General features: G+C 39.6%; 24 protein-coding genes. 11 read left to right on the top strand and 13 right to left on the bottom strand.

All coding sequences use genetic code 11. From position 1 onward, the window contains the following. Window positions 1–44: 44 nt before the first annotated feature. The 6 genes from KF872_03420 to KF872_03395 all read right to left on the bottom strand — a co-directional run bounded on the left by KF872_03420 (window position 45) and on the right by KF872_03395 (window position 7,877). Complete coding sequence (locus KF872_03420) at window positions 45–2,042, bottom strand: dehydrogenase E1 component subunit alpha/beta (protein MBX2902583.1); 1,998 nt, start codon at window positions 2,040–2,042, stop codon at window positions 45–47. Window positions 2,043–2,133: 91 nt separating this feature from the next. Then, complete coding sequence (locus KF872_03415) at window positions 2,134–3,564, bottom strand: Glu/Leu/Phe/Val dehydrogenase (GenBank protein ID MBX2902582.1); 1,431 nt, start codon at window positions 3,562–3,564, stop codon at window positions 2,134–2,136. Between the two features lie 127 nt (window positions 3,565–3,691). Then, window positions 3,692–4,270, bottom strand: coding sequence for an RdgB/HAM1 family non-canonical purine NTP pyrophosphatase (gene rdgB / locus KF872_03410; GenBank protein MBX2902581.1), 579 nt, complete (start codon window positions 4,268–4,270; stop codon window positions 3,692–3,694). Window positions 4,271–4,278: 8 nt separating this feature from the next. Then, window positions 4,279–5,514 (bottom strand): tetratricopeptide repeat protein, encoded by a 1,236-nt coding sequence (locus KF872_03405; GenBank protein ID MBX2902580.1) that lies wholly within the window; start codon window positions 5,512–5,514, stop codon window positions 4,279–4,281. 35 nt (window positions 5,515–5,549) lie between these two features. Then, a complete protein-coding gene (gene prmA, locus KF872_03400; protein MBX2902579.1) occupies window positions 5,550–6,371 on the bottom strand; it encodes a 50S ribosomal protein L11 methyltransferase in 822 nt (273 codons plus the stop codon). A 36-nt stretch (window positions 6,372–6,407) separates the two neighbouring features. Next, complete coding sequence (locus tag KF872_03395; GenBank protein MBX2902578.1) at window positions 6,408–7,877, bottom strand: hypothetical protein; 1,470 nt, start codon at window positions 7,875–7,877, stop codon at window positions 6,408–6,410. Window positions 7,878–7,967: 90 nt separating this feature from the next. Here KF872_03395 and KF872_03390 point away from each other — a divergent pair, with 90 nt between their 5' ends. Then, window positions 7,968–8,171, top strand: coding sequence for a hypothetical protein (locus KF872_03390; protein ID MBX2902577.1), 204 nt, complete (start codon window positions 7,968–7,970; stop codon window positions 8,169–8,171). Window positions 8,172–8,223: 52 nt separating this feature from the next. Here the strand turns inward: KF872_03390 and KF872_03385 are convergent, their stop codons facing one another. Continuing rightward, entirely contained in the window at window positions 8,224–10,194 is a 1,971-nt protein-coding gene (locus tag KF872_03385) for a gliding motility-associated C-terminal domain-containing protein (GenBank protein ID MBX2902576.1), read from the bottom strand. 146 nt (window positions 10,195–10,340) lie between these two features. Here KF872_03385 and KF872_03380 point away from each other — a divergent pair, with 146 nt between their 5' ends. Further along, entirely contained in the window at window positions 10,341–11,450 is a 1,110-nt protein-coding gene (locus KF872_03380) for an aminopeptidase (protein ID MBX2902575.1), read from the top strand. A gap of 68 nt (window positions 11,451–11,518) precedes the next feature. On the opposite strand, the gene KF872_03375 is transcribed toward KF872_03380, so the two are convergent. The 4 genes from KF872_03375 to KF872_03360 all read right to left on the bottom strand — a co-directional run bounded on the left by KF872_03375 (window position 11,519) and on the right by KF872_03360 (window position 14,089). Then, window positions 11,519–11,839, bottom strand: a complete 321-nt coding sequence (locus tag KF872_03375; GenBank protein MBX2902574.1) for a hypothetical protein — start codon at window positions 11,837–11,839, stop codon at window positions 11,519–11,521. Window positions 11,840–12,162: 323 nt separating this feature from the next. Beyond that, window positions 12,163–13,059 (bottom strand): pyridoxal-phosphate dependent enzyme, encoded by an 897-nt coding sequence (locus tag KF872_03370; protein ID MBX2902573.1) that lies wholly within the window; start codon window positions 13,057–13,059, stop codon window positions 12,163–12,165. Beyond that, complete coding sequence (locus KF872_03365; protein ID MBX2902572.1) at window positions 13,056–13,697, bottom strand: deoxynucleoside kinase; 642 nt, start codon at window positions 13,695–13,697, stop codon at window positions 13,056–13,058. Before KF872_03365 ends, KF872_03370 begins: the two co-directional genes overlap by 4 nt. Continuing rightward, a complete protein-coding gene (locus KF872_03360; protein ID MBX2902571.1) occupies window positions 13,697–14,089 on the bottom strand; it encodes a Smr/MutS family protein in 393 nt (130 codons plus the stop codon). The genes KF872_03365 and KF872_03360 overlap by 1 nt, the downstream gene beginning before the upstream one ends. A gap of 493 nt (window positions 14,090–14,582) precedes the next feature. On the opposite strand from KF872_03360, the gene KF872_03355 reads away from it, so the two are divergent. The 5 genes from KF872_03355 to KF872_03335 all read left to right on the top strand — a co-directional run bounded on the left by KF872_03355 (window position 14,583) and on the right by KF872_03335 (window position 19,101). Further along, complete coding sequence (locus tag KF872_03355; protein MBX2902570.1) at window positions 14,583–15,080, top strand: Lrp/AsnC ligand binding domain-containing protein; 498 nt, start codon at window positions 14,583–14,585, stop codon at window positions 15,078–15,080. Beyond that, window positions 15,077–16,126 carry a saccharopine dehydrogenase NADP-binding domain-containing protein gene (locus KF872_03350; protein MBX2902569.1) on the top strand — a complete coding sequence of 350 codons (1,050 nt, stop codon included), beginning with the start codon at window positions 15,077–15,079 and terminating at the stop codon, window positions 16,124–16,126. The genes KF872_03355 and KF872_03350 overlap by 4 nt, the downstream gene beginning before the upstream one ends. A 2-nt stretch (window positions 16,127–16,128) precedes the next feature. Further along, a complete protein-coding gene (locus KF872_03345) occupies window positions 16,129–17,127 on the top strand; it encodes a zinc-binding dehydrogenase (protein ID MBX2902568.1) in 999 nt (332 codons plus the stop codon). Between the two features lie 51 nt (window positions 17,128–17,178). Beyond that, entirely contained in the window at window positions 17,179–17,997 is an 819-nt protein-coding gene (locus KF872_03340) for a hypothetical protein (GenBank protein MBX2902567.1), read from the top strand. A gap of 69 nt (window positions 17,998–18,066) precedes the next feature. Beyond that, on the top strand, window positions 18,067–19,101 hold the full coding sequence (locus tag KF872_03335; GenBank protein ID MBX2902566.1) for a rhodanese-related sulfurtransferase: 1,035 nt from the start codon (window positions 18,067–18,069) through the stop codon (window positions 19,099–19,101). Window positions 19,102–19,111: 10 nt separating this feature from the next. Here KF872_03335 and KF872_03330 read toward each other — a convergent pair whose 3' ends face one another. Continuing rightward, window positions 19,112–19,399: a hypothetical protein gene (locus KF872_03330; protein MBX2902565.1), complete on the bottom strand. Its 288-nt coding sequence runs from the start codon at window positions 19,397–19,399 to the stop codon at window positions 19,112–19,114. A gap of 54 nt (window positions 19,400–19,453) precedes the next feature. After that, window positions 19,454–19,738 (bottom strand): hypothetical protein, encoded by a 285-nt coding sequence (locus tag KF872_03325; GenBank protein ID MBX2902564.1) that lies wholly within the window; start codon window positions 19,736–19,738, stop codon window positions 19,454–19,456. A gap of 157 nt (window positions 19,739–19,895) precedes the next feature. Between KF872_03325 and KF872_03320 the strand changes: the two genes are divergently transcribed. From KF872_03320 to purQ, 4 genes are all read left to right on the top strand, one after another. Beyond that, window positions 19,896–20,684 carry a UDP-2,3-diacylglucosamine diphosphatase gene (locus tag KF872_03320; GenBank protein MBX2902563.1) on the top strand — a complete coding sequence of 263 codons (789 nt, stop codon included), beginning with the start codon at window positions 19,896–19,898 and terminating at the stop codon, window positions 20,682–20,684. Next, window positions 20,681–22,156, top strand: a complete 1,476-nt coding sequence (locus KF872_03315) for a hypothetical protein (protein MBX2902562.1) — start codon at window positions 20,681–20,683, stop codon at window positions 22,154–22,156. Before KF872_03320 ends, KF872_03315 begins: the two co-directional genes overlap by 4 nt. Before the next feature lie 63 nt (window positions 22,157–22,219). Then, the gene (locus tag KF872_03310) at window positions 22,220–23,206 is read left to right on the top strand and encodes a hypothetical protein (protein ID MBX2902561.1); all 987 of its coding nucleotides are present in this window, start codon (window positions 22,220–22,222) and stop codon (window positions 23,204–23,206) included. 6 nt (window positions 23,207–23,212) lie between these two features. Further along, window positions 23,213–23,923, top strand: a complete 711-nt coding sequence (gene purQ / locus KF872_03305; GenBank protein MBX2902560.1) for a phosphoribosylformylglycinamidine synthase subunit PurQ — start codon at window positions 23,213–23,215, stop codon at window positions 23,921–23,923. Window positions 23,924–23,927 lie beyond the last annotated feature (4 nt).

The raw sequence follows: 23,927 nt of genomic DNA, 5'->3' as shown, positions 1-23,927 counted from the left end.
AAAGATACAAATGGTTCTTTAAAAGCAAAAACAGGCAAGGGTACTTAGTAGCTCAGCAATGTATCAATAGTGCTGCTCAAGCGACTTTTTGCAAGAAAATTTTTCTCCAAAGAAATAGCAAACGGAACCGGACTATCTAAAGATGCACAACGCATTACAGGTGCATCTAAGAATTCAAACAAATTTTCGCTTATCCATGCAGCAATTTCTGCTCCTATACCTCCGGTAAGTGTATCTTCATGCAATATCAATACTTTTCCTGTGCGCTTTACGGTAGCGGCAATTGCTTCTTTATCGAATGGCAACAGCGTACGCAGATCTAGCAATTCTATGCTAGTTGCAGTACTTCTGCTTTTTATTTCCTCTAAGGCCCAATGCACACCTGCTCCATAAGTAATAATACTCACATCGGTGCCTTCTTGGAGCAGTGCTGCTTTACCTATTTCTATTGTGTAGTATTCTTGTGGCACTGCACCCTCTATAGCTCGGTAAAGTGCTTTGTGTTCAAAAAACATTACCGGATTGGGGTCTTCAATAGAAGCACAAAGCAATCCTTTGGCATCGAATGGAGAAGATGGATACACTACCTTTAATCCCGGTACGTGAAAGAACCATGCTTCATTACTTTGAGAATGAAACGGCCCTGCTCCAACGCCCGCACCTGTTGGCATACGCACCACTACATCGGCAGCTTGTCCCCAGCGCCAATAGCTCTTGGCAAGATTATTTACTATGGCATTAAAACCTGTAGAAACAAAGTCTGCAAATTGCATTTCTACCACGCTTTTCATACCTTTTACACTCATGCCAAGCGCAGCACTCAATATGCCACTCTCGCACAATGGAGTATTGCGCACACGCTCTGTTCCAAATGCTTCTACAAAACCTTCGGTAATTTTAAAAACACCTCCATACGCTGCTACGTCTTGCCCCATTATTACCAAATTAGGATGATGTTGCATAGCTTGCCTTAGTGCATCGGAAACTGCATCTACAAAACGCATATCTGTGGTTGAAGCTGCCATAAGTGGCGATAACAAAAGTGTGGATGCCGAAGGTGAAAACGGCCTATACACTTCACTTTCTTCTTTTGCTGTATTGGCAGATATTTCCGGTTGGCGATCGGCATTATCAAATGCCAATCTCACTTCTGCATCCATTTCATCCTTCAACATCAATGGAAAATCGGGCGAAATAATTCCTTCTTCAATAAGCCAGTTTTCATAATTCGATACCGGATCTTTCTTCTCCCAAATTTCAAATAGTTCTTTGGGTACATATTTTACACCACTTGCTTCTTCGTGTCCTCGCATTCTAAATGTAACGCATTCCAACAATACCGGATGTGGATTCTCCAACATTTCTTCGCGTAGTTGCTTAATGGTGTGGTAAACCTCTAAAATATTATTGCCATCTATGGTAATGCCTTTCATGCCGTAGCCAATGGCTCTATCGGCAAGATGTGTGCATTTAAACTGTTCGCTTACGGGAGTTGAAAGTCCGTAACCATTATTTTCAATAAGAATAATAATGGGTAAATTCCAAACCGCTGCAATGTTGCAGGCTTCGTGAAAATCGCCTTCGCTGGTGCCTCCATCGCCAGTAAAAGCAACTGTTATTTTTTTCTCTTTTTTAAGCTGTGTTGCCAAAGCAATGCCATCGCCCACACAAAGCTGGGGTCCTAAGTGCGAAATCATTCCTACAATGTGATGTGCATTGGTGCCAAAGTGAAAACTGCGCTCACGCCCTTGCGAGAATCCATTTTCCTTTCCTTGAAACTGCTCAAAAAGCTGCTGTAAATCACAACCGCGCGTGGTAAAAACTCCAAGATTGCGGTGCAGCGGACACACATATTCATTAGGCTCTAAGGCAGCAGTAACCCCTACAGAAATAGCCTCCTGCCCTATTCCCGAAAACCATTTACTTACTCTTCCTTGGCGCAGTAGTTTCAACATGCGCTCTTCTATTACCCTTGGTTTTAGTATGAGTTTATAGAGTTGAATCAGTTCTTCGTTGCTAAGATTTTTCTTATCGAATTGCATACTGCAAAATTGAGCTGTAATAGTACAAAATAAAAAAGGGTTGAATCATCAACCCTGTATGCTTATAGCACAAAATGTTATCATTTTTACATTATGGGAAAATACCCAAAGCGGCATACGCATTCTTGATTTTATTTATTGAAAGCGCAAATGCTGCGGTACGCAAATCGTGAATTTTTTTATTGCTGCGTTTAAATTCTCGAATGTCGCGGTAGGCAGAAATCATGGTGTCTTCTAATCCGGAGTTTACCAAATCTACCTCGCCTGCTCCTTTAATTACACCTTTAATCTGTGCGGGCGTTGCCTTCTTGCCGGAAAGGTCTTCTATTAGTTGAATAATATTCTGTTGGGTATCTTCTTCAAACCTTTTTTGCATTCTGCCAAAGCGCACATGCGACAGGTTTTTTAACCACTCGAAGTAACTCACCGTAACACCACCTGCATTGGCATAAATATCGGGAATAATCATTACGCCTTTTTTATTCAAAATCTCTTCGGCTTCGGGAGTGGTAGGGCCGTTGGCTGCTTCGCAAATTATCTTTGCTTTTATTCTTGCAGCATTCTCTCCGGTAATTTGCTTTTCGAGTGCTGCCGGAATTAAGATATCGCATTCCAACTCTAATGCATCGGTATTGTTTTTCAAATTTTTTGCACCCGGATAGTTGGTTATTTTACCTGTTGCCTTGCGGTGCTCCAATACTTTTTCCGGGTCTAATCCTTTTGGATCGTAGATGGCACCTTCATTCTCTGCAATAGCTACAATTTTCGCACCGTATCTTACAATAATCTTAGCGGTATTAAATCCTACGTTTCCAAGCCCTTGAATTACTACGGTTTTCCCTTCTAAACCTGTAGAAAGCCCGAGTGCCTTCATATCGTCTTTGTAACTGCAAACTTCGTTGAGCGCATACACTACGCCTCTGCCTGTAGCTTCGGTTCTACCTTTAATTCCATTTAAATGTATTGGTTTTCCGGTTACGCAAGCGTAGGCGTCCACTTCATTGTTATTAAGCGAAGCATAGGTATCTACAATCCAACCCATTTCGCGTTCTCCGGTACCGTAATCGGGAGCTGGTACATCTAATCCGGGTCCTATCATATTTTTCTTTACCAATTCATAAGTATATCTACGGGTAATTGCTTCCAATACTTCTTCGGGGGTTTGGCGGGGACTAATTTTTATGCCTCCTTTTGCTCCGCCAAATGGCACATCTACGATAGCACATTTATAGGTCATTAAAGCTGCCAATGCCATTACTTCATCCTGATCTACATGAACACTGTACCTTATTCCACCTTTGGTGGGCATGCGGTGGTGGCTATGCTGCACACGGTATGCTTCTATTACTTTCACCTCCTTACCCCATTTTACGGGGAAGTTTACGCGATAGATACTGTTGCAAACTTTTATTTGCTCCAATAAACCTTCGGGGCAATTTGTGAATGGCGCTGCCTTATCGAAATAGTGCGATACACTTTGCGAGAAACTAAGTTCTGCCAATTGTTTTTTTGTTAAAGCCATGTTTTTTGTTTTCGTTTTAAATCCGTTTGTTTAAGCAAATGGAAGAACATTTTTGAGATTTTCAAAAAAGAAGCGCTCTAAATATTTAGAACACACATTATTGCGCTTTACACTAAAATAGACAAGATTACAAGTTGGCTAAAAAGGCTTGAAATTGCCGGAATGCTTTGGCACGGTGGCTGTATGTATTCTTTTCGCTAAGGTTCATTTGTGCAAATGAATGGCTGCTGCCTTTGGGTTGAAAAACAGGGTCGTATCCAAAGCCTTCACTTCCGCTTTTTTGCAAAAGAATTTCGCCCTCGCAAGTGCCTTCAAATTGATGAACAACGCCACTTCTTTCAATAAAAGTGATAACAGTTACAAACCTTGCAGCTCTATTTTTTTGATTACCCAATGCGTGTAAAAGCTTTTGGATATTATCTTCGGCAGTAGCATTTTCGCCTGCATAGCGTGCTGTATTTACACCGGGCAATCCTTGCAAATACTCTACTTCTAATCCTGTATCTTCGGCTATTACGGCTTGTTGTATTCTTTCAAAAATATAGTTTGCCTTTTGCAAAGAATTGCCTGCAATGGTGGGCGAAGTTTCGGGTATTTCTTCGGCAAAGCCAATCTCCTTTAGCGATTTCAATTGTATGTAAGATGGGCACAGTGCTTGAATTTCATAGACTTTGTGAGCATTGCCGGTGGCAAAAACTATTTCCATTGTAATAATTAGTTGTAGCAAAATGAATGTAAAAACTCTTCGGCTTGCGGAATGCCCAGTTGTTGGCTTTTTTGGAGATCGCTGCAACCGTCTTTTCCATTATGATTTAAAATTTGTGCTATACCTCTATTGAACCATGCGGAGGCATCGTCCGGTGCAAGGTCTATTGCTTTGGTATAATCTTCTATTGCAGGTTTGTAATAGCCGTACAACACTTTAATATTTGCCAGTGCATTCCACGCTTTGGCATTGTTTGGATCGGTTTGTATTGCTTTTTGATAATCGCTTGCTGCCTCTGAGAAATCGCCTAAAAGTTTTCGTGCGAAACCTCTGTTTAAGAATGCTTCAGCATAAGTAGAATCTAGAGCTATAAAATGTGTGTAATCACTTTCAGCAGCATCAATATAGCCAAGTTGCCTTTGCAATACGGCACGGTTAAAATACGCATACGAACATGTGGCATTTAACTGAATGGCTTTATTTAAATCGCTGAGTGCTTCTTGCTTTTTTTGTAAGCGTGTGTAAACTAAACTTCGTATAATGTATGAAATATCAATATCGGGTTTTAACTGTATGATGTTTGAAAGTAGCGAAAGGGCGGCCTGGTGCTGTCCTTGTTCACTAAGAATAAGTGCTTTTAGATTTATACCAATTATGGAATTGGGATTGCGCTTCAACCAATCGTTAATATGGCTTTGAGCTTTAGTAAAGTCTTGCGCTTGCATTTCAAACCATACTCTTTTTAAGGCAAAATCTTCATTGTTGGGATTACTATCAATGAGCTGTTCTAAATCACTCAATGCACTTGCATAGTCTTGCTTCGACATATTTATATCTGCTTTGTGCTCCACAAATATTCTATTGAATGGTTCTAGTTTTAAGGCCTTTTCAATATCGCTTTGAGCACCTTCGTAGTCGGTAATAAGTGCTTTTAACTTAGCACGTGCATCGTAAAAAATGGCAGCGTTTGGATTGATATTGATGGCGACATTATAGTCTTGCATGGCTTCTCCGTTGCGTCCCATTACTGCATAAATCTTGGCTCGTTTCATGTATGCTTCGGCAGCGGTTGGGTCTGTTTCTATTGCCATTTTATATTCTGCAATTGCCCGCTCCACATTACCCATTTTCAACTGCATATCGCCATTGGCAACATAGCGCGAAGATGTTTCGCGCGGGTTTTGCGCACCAACATATACTACGCTCAACAGTATCAAACTGCCTAAACACATCAACCTTTTCATACCTTGGGTTTTATTGGTTTGAAGTTAATGAACATTTACATTTTATGAAACAGCATTGCAATCCACTCTCCCTTTTGTTTACATTGTAATTCTTGCAATTTTAAAGTTGTTGCCAGTTGGCGAATAGCCGGAATATCGCTTTCTAAAAAGCCGCTTAAAGCTATTTTACCATTGCCGTTAAGTAATTGCAACCAGTGATGCAGATTGCTTTCGATTACATGGCGATTGATATTGGCTAGTATAACATCAAATCCGCTATTGAATGTTGTGGAAGCATCGGCTCGGTGAACTTCTATAGCCGCAGCATTGCGCTCTGCGTTTTCAATTGCATTTTCATAGGCCCACTCTTCGTGATCTACGGCAACCGGCTTTGCTACTCCGAGTTTACTTGCCAAGATTGCAAGCACTCCGGTTCCCGAACCCATATCTAACAAAGTTTGGTTCTGCAAATCTATTTCAAGCAACAGTTCTATCATGAGCGAGGTGGTGGCATGATGCCCTGTGCCAAAGCTCATTTTAGGCTCAATAATTAACTCTATATCGGTATTCAATTTATCGTGAAATGGGGCGCGAATACCTACTTTACCGCCAATAATCACCGGAGAGAAATTACGCTCCCATTCATGGTTCCAGTTTTTAGGTTCAATTACAGTAACGGCAAACTGAATATGCGAAAGATTGTTTTCGTTCAATATTAAGCGCACTTCGCCATCGGCAACTGCTTCTTGCGGTACAAAGGCAAACACACCTAAATCGGTTTGTTCAAATCCTTCAAAATTAAGTTCCGATAGCAGCGCCATTATCAATTCTTGCTCTTCACTATTGGATGTAAAAAATTCGTATTGCAAATAATTCATTGGTTGTAAATAATAGTTTAAATTTTAGTTGAAGTTTTATCGAGTACGTTTCATTTTTTCGTCTAGCCACCAATCGAAGCGCACAATTTCGTAACCTGTAGGATCCCAGTAAAAAACACCTGTTCCATCGCGCAGTTCTGCCATTTTGTTTTTCTCTTTTTCTACCACTTTCCTATAGTTAAATCCCGATTGGAGTAGCGCATACAGTAGGTGCGACACCGTTTTTATACGTGCTATATTTTTGCTCTGGTTGCGAAAAAGCAATTGCCAAAGCGCTTTGATGCGATACATTACCATATCGGTTTGCCCTAATTCTATGTAGGCTAAAATTTCAATAAGTTTTACTCCTAAACCCCAACCTGTTTTATCTCGAATCATCCATCCTGTGTTGGCAGTATGTGTAAACACATTGTCAAAATCTCGCTGATAGAAAGCCAGCGCTGCTCTGTAAAAATAATACTGTGTGGTGAGTGCTTCTTCTTTATTAAAACGCGGGCTTTTTTTGTATAAGTTCAAATACTCTTCACAATGTTTGAAACTCCTACTAAACAAGGCTGCTCTAAAAGCATTGTCGGCATAAACTATAATCGTTTGTGGTGGAATTTCGTGCAGGTAAGTATAAGCCCATTTATCTGCCTCCTCAAATTCACCATTGTTAATGAGCGCAATAATCAATTGATTGCGCGATGCTCGTATTATTCCTTTTCGGTTGAGTGCTTTAGAGGTAGTAACTAATTCGTACTTTTCTCTTGCATAGGTTAGTGCGTCCTTGGGTTTTCTTTCAAATTCCGCCAAAAACATTTGCCCCTCCAATTGATTCATGAGTATGGTGTCGGACTGTGTTTCTTTGGTGTACTCTTTTAAAGTAGCTACAATCTGCTTTGCTCTATCTATAAACTCTGCCTCTTTATTTTTTAAATACATGGCAGGTGTAAGTTCCCACAGCATCATATCGCCTTTATAGAATTTCAAAAAACAATTAAGAGCATGGTCTATTTCTTTGCTTACGGCAGTGATATATTTTTCTCCCTTAGATGCATTGGATGCTAATACCTCCATTAGTGAGATTGCCCAAAAGTGAAATATTTCATACTCCTTGGCGTACTTATATATTTCTTCAGAAAGAGAATATGCAGCATTATTGACTTTCTTTTTAACCAAGACTCCTCGTTCTAAATACTTCCTTGTTACAATTCTTAATGCCGTATTGTAATCGGCATCTTTGCCTGCATCGGTTTCATCTTCTGCATCTATGGCAATCAATACCACACTCAGTTGGTTGTGCAGTTTTTTCTTTAAGTGCGAAAGTGCAGACACACTGCTTTTTGAATTGGCAAAGAGTGCTGCTGCCACCTCAGTATTAGTAGTATTGCTATGCTCCAGTAAGTAATCAAAAAGCATTTCTGCCTTATTGGGATCCTTCTTATTGCCGCTGCGATACAGCTTGGAATAAACCTCCAATTCACGTTTATCAAGCGATTGAATAATGGCTGCAAGCTCTTTCATAAGATAAGTGCTAAAATAAAATTCTTATTGGGCTGTAACCTTTTTTTAATGATGCCGTAAATAGTTAGCGAACCAAAACACTAACAACCTATGGAAATTTTACTTTCCCTTATCCTCGCCATCGGCATTGGCAAAGAAGACACTTCATTCGACATTAAACCGGGCAGCACAGAGTACAACGAGTTGGCCAAAATTGCATCGGACGATAAGTACCGAACATTTTCTGAAGCAGAATACAGAGCTGCAATGGAAGTAGAAGCGCAACTTTATTACGAAAACAACATGAAAAAGTAATAGTTAAAGAAATGAGTGAGTGGGAGCCGGACTTTGTGCCGGCTTTCTCTTTTTATCTAAGTAAGGTTATGCTGCCTTTCAGCAACTCACGCTTATTGTTGTTAAGTGCCACAAATTCTATCACATAAGTAAATACGCCATTAGGCAACTCTGTACCGTCTGCCATATTGTGTCCATTCCATTTAAAATCAGCATCAAAAGATTCAAACACATTGTTTCCCCAACGGTCAAATACTTTTACATTAAATTGTTTAATGGCTTTAGAAGAAACATAAAAATAATCGTTTACACCATCGCCATTGGGCGTAAATATATTAGGCACAATCACCTCTGCCGCTTCGTTTAAAACTTGAATTGTAATAGTATCGCTGAGGAGGCAACCATTGTTTCCATAACTAACCAATACGGTATAAGTTGTGGTACTATCCGGCTTGGTATAAGCGGTTACCTGATTTTCTGCCGATTGAGTAAAAGGACTCCACTTTACGCCAGTAATCGGCAATGTAGTTTTTAACTGCAAAGTGGCAATTTCGCCTTTAAGAATTGAAGTATCGTTACCCAAGTCTATTTGAGGATTATCAAAAGCGGCAATAGTTACTTGAGCCACAGCCGTACAATTTCCTGCATCGGTAACAGTGGCGCTATATGTACCCGGAGCCAAATTGGTAGCAATAGAAGCAGTTAATGCCGTATTGTGTTGCCATTGATATTGATATGGCGGCAATCCTCCGCTGGCTTTTAATTGCAGTTTTCCATTGCTGGCGTTGGGGCAAAGAGAATCAAAAGGAAAAAACACCAATGCCGGAGCAGCAATGTCACCAACAAATACCGAAGTAACTACCGAGCATCCCAACACATCGGTGATGGTAACATCATAATTATTGCCTCCCAATAAATTATTGGCAGTAGCCAGAGTGCCTCCATTACTCCACCAATATGAATATGGTACTGTTCCTCCACTAGCAACTACCGTAGCGCTACCTGTTGCTTTACTACAGTTGTCGTTTACAACCGAAGTAACTGCAGCAATTCCAGAATCGGGACCGGCAATAGTAATAGCAGTATCAAAAGGAGTGCAAACCCCATCGCTCACCGTAACTCTATAATTTCCCTTTGCCAGTTTTGATGCACTGCTGCCAGTAACTGTATTTGAATGGCTCCACTTAAAGGTATAATTACCGCTTCCTCCGGTAACCGTAAGCGCTGCAGTTCCCTGAGCTGCCAAGCAGCTATCGGGCGTTGTAGCAAGAGCCGTTAATGAAGCATAAGTAGTATTATCGGCAAGCACAATATTTTTAATAGTATCGCTGCAACCGGTAACGCCATCATAAATAGCAAACGTGTAGTTTCCAGCTTTCAAATTACTTAAAATAGAAGCATTGGCGCCAAATGGTTGCCCATCTTTCCACCATGTAAAAGTAGCTTTAAATGCAGAGCCAGCTCCCGTAATAGAACCATTTGCCAAACCACAAGATGGCTGTGCCACACCTGCAATTTGCGCCTTCACCGGGCTTGCCACTACTTTTACGGTAGTGCTGCCCGAACATGTACTACTATTATATGTAACCGTATAAGTTTGTTCTGCTTTGGGCTGTACATGAATTGAATCTTTAGTACGTGCTGCCGATAAATCACCTCCACTCCAAGTAAATGTACCGCCCGCTGGTAATGCACTTGCTTCTAAAACAGCAGTAGTTCCCGCACAAATAGTATCTTGCGGTAGGGTTGAAACAAGAATAGTAGCCGCATTGTTTACCACAAAACTTTTAACCGAAGAATCTGTTTTTGCATTATTAAAAACAGTTACCGAATAATTTCCTGCCGCTAAGTTACTTATTGAACTGCCATTGCCGCCAGTACTCCATTGATACAATACACTTTGCACTTTCCCTGTATCTAGCACTACCGAAGCTGCACCACCATTGGCAACACAATTGGTATTGACAACACTTAATTTAAAACTAATTTGTGCAGAAATGCCTCCTAAATAAAAGCAAGCAACAAGCAATGGTAAGAACTTCATACGTACACTAAAAAGATGTGCGAAGAAAACAGAAGGTTTTCATTCTGAAAGATTTTTTTTGGGTTCATAAAACTGCATAAATAACTTACAGCCTACTTCCGCGTATATTTCCTTTTTGTGTATCATTGCCGCCTATCTTTTACAAAATGCCTGAACAAAAAATTCTAGAAAAATACGCATCACTTTTAGTGAATTATTGCTTAGAAGTTAAACCCAACGATACCGTTTACATTGCCTCTTCGTACTTAGCAGAGCCACTCTTAAAGGAAGTACTCAAAGAAGTTTACAAAGCAGGTGGACATCCTGCACTTAGTATTGATATAAACCTTACCGATGTAAATGTGCTCCAATACGGAGAAAAGCATCAGTTGCAATGGATAAACCCTATGCGCAAAGTTGCATTTGAAACCTTCGATTGCTACCTAAATATCCGTGCGCCCTTTACAAAAGGCGATGATGAAAAAGAAGTAGTGGATGCCGAGAAATACAAGATTTTCCAAGAGGCACAAAAGGATTTAAACCGACTATATTTTGAACGCACAGGCAATGGAAGCATGAGGCGCTGCTTATGCCAATACCCAACCCAAGCCGGAGCAGATGATGCAGAAATGAGCTTAGAGGAATACGAACAGTTTGTTTTCCAATCTTGCTATTTATATGAGGAAAACCCCGTAAGCAAATGGTTAGAAATGCGCCAAACACAAGCAGCTTATGTTGAACGTTTAAACAAAGCCGACAAAGTACACTATAAAGGACCTAATATAGATATTACCTTCTCGGTTAAAGGAAGAAAATGGATAAACAGCGATGGCCGCGCCAATATGCCCAGTGGCGAAGTTTTTAGCGCACCGATTGAAGACAGTGTAAATGGTAAAGTATATTTCTCCTACCCTGCCATTTATATGGGAAAAGATGTAGAAGGCATTTCGCTTGAAGTAAAGAATGGCGAAATAGTTTCATGGAAAGCAGAAAAAGGACAAGATGTATTAGACAAAGTATTTGCCGTTCCCGGTGCAAAATTTTGGGGCGAAGTGGCTATTGGCACCAACTTTAACATACAACGCACCACCCGCAATATTTTATTTGATGAAAAAATTGGAGGAAGCATACACATGGCTGTCGGACAAAGTTACCAGCAATGCGGAGGAAAAAATGAAAGTACCGTTCACTGGGATATGATTACCGACATGAAAACCGGAGGCGAAATTTATGCCGATGGAGAACTGATTTACCAAAATGGAAGATTCTTAATATAACCTATATCAAAACGAAAAAAGCGAGCCATTCGACCCGCTTTTTTTCATTCTGTATTACCCCTAAAATCTTACTTCTGTTCGTCTCTCAATTGCTCGAGTGTTTTTAAGAACAAATCGCCATAACCTCCGGTAATGTTGGCGCCATCTTTAAAGAACAAATCGCCATAGCCTCCGGTGATGGTCAGTTTTGCTAATTCTTTTTGCTCAGCATCCGATAAGTTTTTAAAGAAAAGATCGCCATAACCTCCGGTAATGGTTATCTCATCAAATTTCTTTTGCTCTTCGGCAGTTAAATCTTTGTAGAAAAGATCGCCATAACCTCCGGTAATGTTAGCGCCATCGCCTCCACCCAATGCGAACGAGATAAGGATTGCAAATAATAGTTCCATAATTCAGATTTTTTTGTGCCCTGTAAACAATATCGTTTACATGATGCAAACATAGGTTGCCAAACACCCCTTGTGTTTTACACATTAAGCATATTGTTGAGTTTGTTATTTCACTAATTAAAAACAAATACAATTGATAATCAATAACTTATTGGTTTTAAAACCCGTGCATTCAAGATAATTAGATGTAACCTTTTTTAGTGCATTGCCGTAGAAGTAAGGTTATGCTGTTTGCAACCCACTTGCCTCTTCCATTACATGAAAAACATTCAGAACCCGCCACAGTAAAAGGTTTTAGAAAAAACACAACCGATATTCCAAAACTAAATGCTTACAATAGATGTGTCTAAGCCTTGCAAACCACCCGTATGCAACAAAACCAAGGTGCTGTTCTTCTTAAAAAAGTGTTGTTTTGCCAAATCAATAACAGCCATAAGCATTTTGGCGGTGTACACTTGCTCCAATAGTATTCCTGTTTGGCTATAAAAAGTTCTGATAAAGCAAACTAGCTCCGGTGAAACTTTTGCATACCCGCCACCATGATAACCTGTAATTACACGAAAATTTTTGTTTGAACCAATAAGAGTTTCAATAGCAGGCGTAAGTAAATCGTCTCCTTTCAATACCGAAATGCCAATGGCTGTTTGGTGCTTTTCTACACTATTGGCTAATCCGGCCAAAGTGCCGCCTGTGCCACAAGCAGTTACAACATAATCAAAGGGTTCTTTAATAAGCGTACAAATTTCTGATGTTCCTTTTACGGCTAGCAGATTGGTTCCACCCTCAGGCACAATTAGGTAATTGGGAAACAATTGTTGCCACTCTTTTATTTGTTCCGGTTCGTGTTTAGCGCGGTAAGTATGGCGACTCACAAAATGCAATTGCATGTTTTGCTCCAATGCAAATTGTAAAGTTGGAGTAAGTTTGTGCGCATTGGCTCCTGCAATAATTCCCACGCTTTGCATTCCAAGCAAATTAGCAGCTCCCGCGGCAGCATGAATATGATTTGAGTATTGCCCTCCGAATGTAAGAATACCTTTATACGAATGCCTTGCAGCAAAGAGGAGATTGTGCTTTAGCTTAAACCATTTATTGCCATTTACTACCGGATGAATTGTATCTAAACGAAGTAGCTTAACTTGCAAACAAGCAGCCTCAAATGCAGCATGCTCAATAGTTTGAAGCGGAGGAGACGCCAATGCAGTTTCAAGAAAAATCATTCTATGGCTGTAATTCCTTTTGTAAACTGAGTGTTTATCAATTCCTTAAAGAAGGAATAATCGTTTGCCCTTCCAACAAAATCGAAGCGCTGTGTGTTTATGAGTACTACTTTTAAATCGGGCATTTGTTTAAAGTAGCTCAAATATGCCTGCTGAATACTTTCCAGATATTCGCCCTTTATATGCTGCTCATAGCTTCTACCTCTTTTTTTTATATTTTTCAACAGTTCATCTATGGGCGCATACAAATAAAAAACAATATCGGGCTGCGGCAATGTGGGCAACATAATATCAAACAACACTCTATACAACTTCAATTCATCGTTATCTAAATTAGTGCCGGCAAACACCAAGCTTTTTTGAAAAATAAAATCGCTTACCGTAAGTGTATTAAAAAGCGATGCGCTACTTGCGGCTAAAAACTGACTCAACTGCCTGTATCTTTCTGCCGTAAAATATAGCTCTACCGAAAAAGCATGACGTTGTGGATCGGCATAAAATTTAGGGAGAAAAGGATTGTCTTCAAACTTTTCGAGTAGCAGCATGGCAGCTGTATCCTGTGCTAATTTCGAAGCCAGAGTTGTTTTCCCTGCTCCAATACTGCCCTCAATTGCTATGTAATTATACGGCAGATTCATCAGTAAAATTTTATGAGCGTACTGCCCCAACCATAGCTTGGTGTGTAATCATTTTCAAAACTGCAAACGTGCGGATGTTTCCTGAGCATTTTATGAATTTCTTCCTTCAGCTTACCTTTTCCTAAACCGTGTATTACGCGTATTTCCATTTTGCCCGATGCAATAGCGGCATCAATACTCTTTTCAACCTGCTCCAATTGCAATATCAATGCCTCTGTGGCATCAATCTTTTTATATTTTACAGCGCTTTGTTCAATATGCAAATCTACAACATCGGCACTATGCGAAAAGGTTTTATTACTGCCTGCCGGATTGGCAGCACCCATCATAAACATCTTTAAAACATTAGTATTTAGCGCACCGGAAGGCGGCAACTTTTTCTTCTTAGCCATTTTTATTTCAAGCCAGCCGAAAATAATAAAGGCTGCGAAACATTTAAATTTCACAGCCTAACAAAACGGACAGAACGAACGAAAATCTTTCCGGAGTTATACCTTTTGCGGAAACACAGCGCGAAACAGCACTATGCGTATTATTATTTTACGAAACCACCATGCAGTTAAAAAACTGTTTGCTAACAATAAGAACCAAACTTTATCCATATCCATAGTAAAAAAATTGCTGTTGGAGCAGGACTCGAACCTGCAAGAGGCGGTTAGCCAAAGCAAGCGTTGAAGCAACTTCAACGCTTGCCGGGTTTATACCTTTTTCCTCACCCACGAGACCGGTGGGCATGTTTGCCTAATTCCATCACCCAACAATTTTAAGAACGTGTTGCAAATATAAAATCATATTCGTTTCTTTGCAAGAAATGTTTCAAAATCAACAAATTATTACATTTCATTCAAAATAAATAGCATTTTAAAATAAAAACAATAATTAAAGATGGAAAAACGACATGTAGATTACGAAATTGATAATACCGATATTCAACTATTAAATATCTTACAAAAAGATGCCTTTACACCCTTTACCGAAATAGCTAAAGAACTTTATGTTTCGCCAGGCACGGTGCATGTACGCATGAAAAAACTTACGGAATACGGCATCGCAAGGGCTCCTCAGGTGCAAATAGATTTACCCAAAATGGGATACGACATCACTGCGTTTATTGGTGTGTACCTCAACAAAAGCGATATGTACGATGGCGTAATAAAAGAATTGAAAAAGATTCCTGAAATTGTAAGTTGCCACTACACCACGGGAAACTATAGTTTATTTATTAAAATTCATTGCCGTGATACACAGCACCTAAGAACAGTGCTGCACGATAAAATACAAAAGATAGAAGGCATTAACCGCACAGAAACTCTAATTTCGCTAGAAGAAAGTTTTGTTCGTAATTTAGAGTTGCCACTATTAGAATCCATTCAAAAAAAATGAAAGAGAAAGTTTTGCTTTATGGCGCTACCGGCTATACCGGAAATTTAATTATCCAAACATTACTAAAGCAAGGCATACAACCTGTGCTGGCAGGAAGAAATATCAACGTCCTGCAACTGTTAGGTAAAACATACGCTTTAGAAACCATTGCATTTCAACTGCATGATGTAGAAGCAATTAAAAGTGCACTTGCCAATTGTAAAATAGTAATTCATGCAGCAGGCCCATTTATTCACACCTATGAAAAAATGTTGCAAGCCTGCATAGCAACCCAAACGCACTACTTAGACATAACAGGCGAATACCAAGTCTTTGAAGGTTGTAAAGCACAAGATACCGCAGCACAAAAGGCTGGTATTATGGTGCTACCCGGAGTTGGGTTCGATGTAGTACCATCCGATTGCCTTGCCAATGCACTAAAAGAAAAAATGCCCGATGCACAATACCTATCATTGGCGTTTGCAGCTCTAAAAGGCGGATTTAGCAGAGGCACCGCCAAAACAATGGTTGAAAATTTAGGAGAAGGCGGCACCATACGGCAATACGGAAAACTACAATCGGTAGCAGCCGCATACCATGTGCGAGAAGTTGATTTTGGCTCATTCAAAACAACAGCAGTTACAATTCCTTGGGGCGATATTTCTACCGCATATAGCAGCACCGGCATTCCTAATATTCAAGTATATATGAGCGCCCCCGCTTCACTTATTTCACAAATGAAACGCTCCAACTACCTCCGTTGGCTCTTCAAACTGTCTTTTGTAAAAAACTTTTTAAAACAGCAGGTAAACAAACGCCCTCCCGGCCCCAATGCCCAACAGCGCGAAGCAGGAAGAAGTTACTTTTGGGGCTGTGTAGAAAACTCCAATGGAAATAGAATTGAAATGCGGCTGCAAACTCCCGAAGGCTATCATCTAACAGCGCTCACTACTGCACTTATTGCAAAAAAAGTATATAACAACCAGTTTAAAATAGGCTACCAAACTCCCGCCACTGCATACGGAAAAGATATTATTCTTGAAATTGAAAATTGTAAATACTATTAACCATGAAAGCAGTACTATTAAAAGATAAACTCCAATCTTTCGCTATTGAAGATATAGAAAAGCCAATGCCTTTGGCTGGCGAAGTTTTAGTAAAAGTTTATGCCGCAGCATTTAACCATCGCGATTTATGGATACAAAAGGGGCAATATGCAGGTTTAAAATTCCCCATTGTTTTGGGTAGCGATGGCTGTGGAGTTATAGAAGCCGCAGGCGAGGGAATTTCATTTGATCTTATTGGAAAAGAGGTAATAATAAACCCCTCTTGCCATTGGGGCGAAAACGAAAAAGTGCAATCCAAACACTACAAAATTCTCGGCCTGCCGGATAATGGCACCTTTGCAGAGTATGTAACCGTTTCACAAAATAATATTGCACCTAAGCCCGAACATTTGACGCACGAAGAAGCAGCAGCCCTCCCACTTGCAGGACTAACCGCATGGCGCACACTATTTAGCCGCGCCCAATGCCAAGCAGGGCAAAAAGTATTGATTACCGGAATAGGTGGAGGCGTGGCGCTATTTGCCATGCAATTTGCAGTTGCCGCAGGCGCACAAGTATTCGTAACTTCAGGCAGCGAAGACAAAATTAAAAAGGCCATTCATTTAGGAGTAATTGCCGGAGTAAATTACAAGCAAGAAAACTGGCACAAGCAATTATTGGAAGAGTATGGCGGCTTCGATATTATTATAGATAGTGCAGCCGGAGAGGGATTTCCAAAACTCATTGATATTGCCAATCCCGGAGCAAGCATTGTGTTTTACGGAGGTACCACCGGCAATATTGCTGCACTAAATCCTCAAAAAATATTTTGGAAGCAGCTCAATATTTTAGGCTCCACCATGGGCAGCAACCAAGATTTTGCAAACATGGTAAACTTTGTAAACACACATCAACTCAAGCCAATTATTGATGAAGTTTTTCCAATGGAAAAAGCACAAAAAGCAATTGAGCGAATGGAGCAGCGAGAACAATTTGGAAAAATCGTGTTGAAAATTTTGTAAAAAAACACTTCAAATTCAAAACATTAAATTGCATTAAGTAAAATAGCAATCTTGTTTTGGATAAACCTACTCTTACTTGCCGCAGCAGCATTCAGCCTAACGCTCAACACCTTGTTTATTGTAAAGTGTAGCGAATTACAGGCATGCCTAACCGGAGCTTTCTCTGCCTTGCTTACCGCATTGGCATACTTAACCATGCGCTCGCGTTTAGTGTTTAAACACAGTAATGAAGGCGCTTCTTCCCTACCCAAAAACTTTGCAATTATTTCAATTGCCTTAATTGGTGCAGCATCGCTGGCACTTGGTTTATTGCTAGAATTTCGCCACATGGTTTCTGTGCAGCAGCTTATTGTTTTAGCAACATTGGCAGCCCTTACTTTTCTTTACTTCATTCCTATTTCTCTAAAAAAAGATGGCAAACGCCTCCGCGATATTTATTGGTTGAAACACTTTGTGGTTGGAGCCAATTGGAGCTTGGCAACGGTTGCCTTTCCATGTGGATTCAATAAAACAACAGCCTTCATCAGTTTCTTCATGCAGGTTTTCTTTTTAATTGCCGCACTCAGCATGTCTTTCGATTTAAGAGATGCTGCATTAGATGTTGAAGAAAAACATCGCTCCTTTTTACTTTCAGTTGGAGAAACAAAACTAAAGCAACTGAGCATACTCCTTTTGTTATGCTGCGCAGTTTCTCTTCTCTTTTCTGAAACTCATGTAATCACCACTGTAATTAGAATTTCATTATTAGCATTTTCCGCCATCACCATTTGGAATGCTAAACCCAACGATGCTTCAGCTAAGTTTAATGTGGTTTTAGAAAGTGTAATTCTGCTTTATGGATTGGCAGTTTTACCCATGTTGCTGGCATAAATACTGCTAAGTTTACATTAAAAATAGGCAGTTATCTATATATTTGCGTTTCACAAAAAGTGATGCAACATGCAATTGCACAATAAATTCAACAGAAAAGTTCTGAAAGAAAAAATACAGAACGACAGTACTCCGCGTACTACACTTTCATTTTACCAATACGCTAAAATTACCGATCCGGATTTATTCCGAAACACCATCTACAAACAATTGGATTTGCTCGGAGTTTTAGGTAGAATTTACGTAGGTTACGAAGGAGTAAATGCGCAAATTTCTGTTCCATCAGAAAATTTTGAATCGCTAAAGAATTACCTTTACAGTATTGATTTCTTATCAGGCATACGCTTAAATATTGCAGTGGAAGACGATGGCAAATCATTCTTTGCATTAGATATTAAAGTACGCGCCAAAATTGTAGCCGATGGATTAAACGACAGCACCTTTGATGTTACCAATAAAGGCATTCACCTAAAGGCAGCCGCATTTAATGAATTAGCTTCAAAGCCCGATACCATTATTGTGGATATGCGTAACCACTACGAGCACGAAGTTGGCTATTTTGAAAATGCCATATTGCCCGATGTAGATACATTTAAAGAAGCACTTCCGCTGGTAGAAAAAATTTTAGAGCCACATAAAGATAAACACATCATTATGTATTGTACCGGAGGCATCCGCTGCGAAAAAGCAAGCGCCTACTACAAACACAAAGGCTTTAAAAATGTTTATCAATTAGAAGGCGGCATCATTGAATATGCCAGACAAGTAAAAGCACAAGGCTTAGAGAATAAATTTAAGGGTAAAAATTTTGTGTTTGACGAACGCTTGGGCGAACGTATTAGCAACGAAATTGTAGCACACTGCCACCAATGCGGCACCAGTTGCGATACACATACCAACTGCGCCAACGATGGCTGCCATTTGTTGTTTATTCAATGCCCGGCTTGTAAAGAAAAGTTTGAAGGCTGCTGCTCTACCGATTGCAAAAACACTTTGCACTTACCGGAAGAACACCAACGCGAATTACGCAAAGGAGTGAATAAAGGACGACAAGTATTCCGCAAAGGTCGTGTAGAAAACTCTTTGCTGGAGCGCCATAAGTAAAAGGTATTGATTATAGCTCTACCGAAACTACAGACTCGGTGGGTATAAACACACCACCTTTCAACATTACAAAGTTATCGGTAAAAGCCCATACCGTAGTTTCTACGGTGCGCCTACCCTCTGTGGTAGAAAATTGAATTTTCACTTTACCATGAAAGGCATTGCCAAGCAACATGGCACAATACAACTTACGGTCGTTTTGTCTGCTTTCTTCTTTTGAAAGTGCAATTCTTCCATTAGTGAAATTACAAGTAGCAATAAATTCTTTTTCAATTTTTGAGGTAGCGGCTAAAAGCATAAGTATTCTATAAGGTTCCTAAGTACTTACGCGAAAAATACAAGAAGGTTTCTTCTAATATACTTTTACTTCTGAAATAACATGAATAGGAATTTTAGTTCCACCTTTCAAAAAAACAGTAGTTTCATTCATAGCTAAAACAATGCCATGCAATTCAATAGTTTCTTCCACGGTAGCTACCTGCATTTGTACTTTTTTACCGTAGTTATTGCCTAACACCATTGCTAAATAAAGCGTATCTTTTCTAAGCTCAATATGATAGGCATTGGAGAGTACGTCTTTAGTTACAAAATCGTACTCAAATACAGTAGGGGAATTAATGGTGGTTACTTGTTTCACGCTGTTGAATTTCTCAAAGTCGGGAGCGAAAATGTTTTTTCAACCTTGTATCATAAACAATTTTTATCCACCAATTGTGTGCTAAGAGCAATTAGTGTTTTAGTTCTTGTACAAATACAATTTTTGCTGCATTCGGTTCTATTACTATATTGCACTTATGGCAAAACGCAAGGTTCAAATTTGTGTAATTTCTGATGTACATCTGGGCTTTGTGGGTTGCCGTGCCAAAGAATTACTACAATACCTTAAAAGTATAGACCCTGAAATTTTAATTCTAAATGGTGATATTATTGATATTTGGCAATTCCGCTCCTACTATTTTCCCTCTGCACACTCCAAAGTACTAGAGCGTATTTTCAAGTATGTGAGCAGCGGAAAAATGGTGTATTACCTCACCGGAAACCACGATGAACTGCTGCGAAAATACAGTGGCTTGCATCTTGGTAATTTTGTATTAGACGACAAATTGGTGTTGGAGTTAGATGGAAAAAAACATTGGTTTTTCCATGGCGATATTTTTGATGTGTCTATACACGGAAGCAAGTGGCTGGCAAAACTTGGCAGTATAGGTTATGAACTTTTAATACTGCTGAATAAATTGGTAAATTTCTTCTTAGACCTGCTCGGCAGAGAAAAATCTACCTTTAGCCAACATATAAAGCGCGCCACCAAAAGCGGGGTAAAAAAACTGAACAACTACGAAATTACCGCAGCCGAAATTGCAGTAGAAAACGGCTACGATTTTGTAATAAACGGACATTCGCACATGCCGGGAATAAAGGTAATTAGAACCGATAGAGGATCGGTTACTTACGTAAATTCAGGCGATTGGGTAGAAAACCTAACCGCACTTGAATACAACAAAGGCGAATGGAAAGTAATTAACTACAACAACTTGAATTTTGAAGAAAATTGGCTGCAGATAGAAACAGGAGACCTACCATGAGATACTATATTCAACCTTTACTTTTTTCCTTTGCTTTTTTCTTTACTTTTTTTCCTAAAATAGAATTTGCACAAGCATTAATTGATGTTTCAACTCCAACCAAACTCACATCAAAAGCATCGCGATTCAAGATTATAGGAAAAAACCAAGATGGCTATGTGGTAAGGCTTTTTGGAAGTACCGATGTGCTACAGTCTTTTAGCAATGATTTACAACTTTTAGCAACTCGCACCATAGAGTTTAAAAACCAAAGTGGATTGTTGCAGCATGTTCAACTTAATAAATCCGGTGCTACGGTTTTTTATTTAAGTGGCGATAAAACAGCCACAGCACTTATTGGGCAACCCCTCAGCAGCAGGTTTATTGAAAACGGAAAGCCAGTTGTAATAGACAGTATATTCGACAAACCCGATTTTGCCAGCACCAATTTGCGTATAAAGCAATCACTAAATCAACAGTACACACTTTTTTATTATCCATACTTCACCGAAGAAAAATTAGAAAGCGTACTCTTTGTATGCGTAGATCGCGCATTACACAAAGTATATGCCCGCAAGCTACAGCTCAACCGCCCCGATAATGAAATGGAAACAGCAAAATTTGCAATAGACAACAACGGCAATGCCTTTGCTGCATTTTTAAACACAAAAGAAACCAACAACCGTACAGCCTCCGAAAACTTTACAATATACAAATTGGTTCCCGAAGTAGAAGATGCTTACGAAACTCAAATTAAAATAGACCGAAACCTATTTGGCGAATTTTACTTTGAGGCAGACAACATCAACAACAATGTGATACTTTCTGGTTTTTACGATGATGAAGTAACCAATAACGAGGCTGCCGCTTATGGCTTTTTTTTCACTTCGCTGCAAGCAGATTCTGGCACACTTAATACTGTAAAGTACAGCAACTTCGATGCAGGATTTATGAATGAACTTACCGGAAGAATAAATCAAGAGCCTAAACTCTATACTTTCAGTATAAAAAAAGTAATGCTGCGAAACGATGGAGGCGCAGCCATCGTTGCAGAATCTCTTATCAAAGATACTCGCGAAACAATTTTCAATTCACAGTTCTCTCCTACTTTCAATTCCATACAGCGTATAAGTTTTTATCAGTACAACGATATTATTGCTCTTAGTTTAAAACCCGATGGTTCTTTAGACTGGCGAGCCGTAATGCGCAAAAAACAAGGCAGTGAAGAAGACAATGGCATCTATTCTTCTTTCTTATTACTGAATGAAAGAGACAAACTGCGCTTTTTGTATTTAGATGAGATTTCAACTGCCGCAAGTTTGCACGAATATGTTTTAAGCAGCAATGGCAAAGTAAATAATAGCACACTTCTATTTCAAGAAAGCCGCGATGTAATGTTGCTGCCCAAAGCAGGCAAGCAAGTAGCACCAAACGAAGCCATCATACCCAGCTATTTGCGCAACCAGTTGAGGCTGGTAAAAGTTACCTACTAAATCTTAACAATCTGTTGGAATCAAAGTTTTCAATAGCAGAAAAAAGTAGTTCATTCGCGCATTGTGTTTAGAATTTTCACCGTCAACTCTCCATTCAATATTATCTTATGTGCCATTGCCTTTTTGGCATTGCAGGTGAGTTGGTGGGCACAATCGCAACAACAAGTTTTAATAGTAAACTATACAGAACCACTCAGTAATTTACTTTTTACGCCCATTCAACTGTTATCCAATTCTAAATCTATTTTGCAATCAGTAGGGTTTGTATTGGCATTTGCCATTGCAATATGGCTGAATGCTACCATTACCTCCAATAAAATACTGCAATCCAGAACTTACACCACTGCTATTCTCTTTCTATTGCTCTTAAGTTTGGTCAATAACTTTGCCACTTTATTGCCGCAACTTATGGCACTGTTTTTTGCATTGCGTATTCTTCAAAAATCGCTTGCCATAATAAAAGACGAAAAACCATTTGGCGATATATTCGATTTAGGCTGGCTCAGCGCTCTTGCTACCTTATTTTACTTTCCGGCAATTTGGTTGTTTCCTTTTTCGTTGATGGCACTCGTTATTTTACGCCCATTTTCTTTAAGAGAATGGCTGATGGCTGCAACCGGATTTATTGCCCCACTATTCTTGGTATTTGCCATTTATTTCTGGTTCGATAAAACACATGAGCTTGTTTATGACCTCATAAATTTACCCAACACAACGCCATTTAATTTTTCGTTCACGGCAAGCACCATTGTGGCAGCCATTACACTTACAGTTCTATTTTTACTTTCTACCAGCGCACTACCCAAAATTCTATTTTCAAATGCCATCCAAATACGGAAGTTCTCTATGCTTCTATTACTAATGGTTGCACTCACTTTGCTGAGCGCACTATTTCAATCAAGTTTTCAGATATGGCATTTCAGTATGTTGTGTTTGCCGTTGAGCATTTTGTGTGCTATGTATTTTCAATCGTTAAAAGGCATTTTTATTTCTGAACTTCTATTTGGAATGCTAATTTTGAGCGCTGTATTTGTTCACTTTTTCAAATAATTATACATGAAATTTGGGGTAGTTGTTTTTCCGGGTTCTAATTGCGATAAAGACATGACGCATGTTTTAGGCAACGTTATGGGTGCACAGGTTCGCGAAGTTTTTCATAAAGAAACTTCAATAGACGATTTTTGTGAAAGCGATTGTATTGTGCTACCGGGCGGCTTTAGCTATGGCGATTATTTACGTACCGGAGCTATTGCACGTTTTTCGCCAGTAATGCAGGCAGTAATTGAGTTTGCCAATGCAGGCGGCAAGGTGTTGGGCATTTGCAATGGCTTCCAAATTTTATGCGAAAGCCATTTACTGCCGGGTGCTTTACTTAGAAATAACAACATGCAGTATATCTGCAAAAACATATTCTTAAAAGTAGAAACCAACCAAACGCTTTATACTTCGCAAACTCAAAAAGGCGCTGTATTGCAAATACCTATTGCACATGGCGAAGGCAGATTTTACTGCGATAAAAGCACTTTGGATTCGCTATATGCCAACGACCAAATTTTATTCAAATACTGCGATGCTGCAGGCAATGTTACAGATGCCAGCAACCCCAATGGTTCTTTAGATAACATAGCGGGCATCACCAATAAAACACGCAATGTATTTGGAATGATGCCACATCCCGAACGCGCATCGGAACTTGCAATGGGCAATACAGACGGCAGAATTTTATTTGAAAGTTTACTGCAAACAGTAGTAGAAAAGGCCATATAAAAAT

It is taken from the genome of Chitinophagales bacterium (assembly GCA_019638515.1).
In the GTDB taxonomy this organism is placed as follows: domain Bacteria; phylum Bacteroidota; class Bacteroidia; order Chitinophagales; family LD1; genus UBA7692.
The sequence above is the reverse complement of the archived record's forward strand: the minus strand, read 5'-3'. Positions and strand labels throughout refer to the sequence as shown.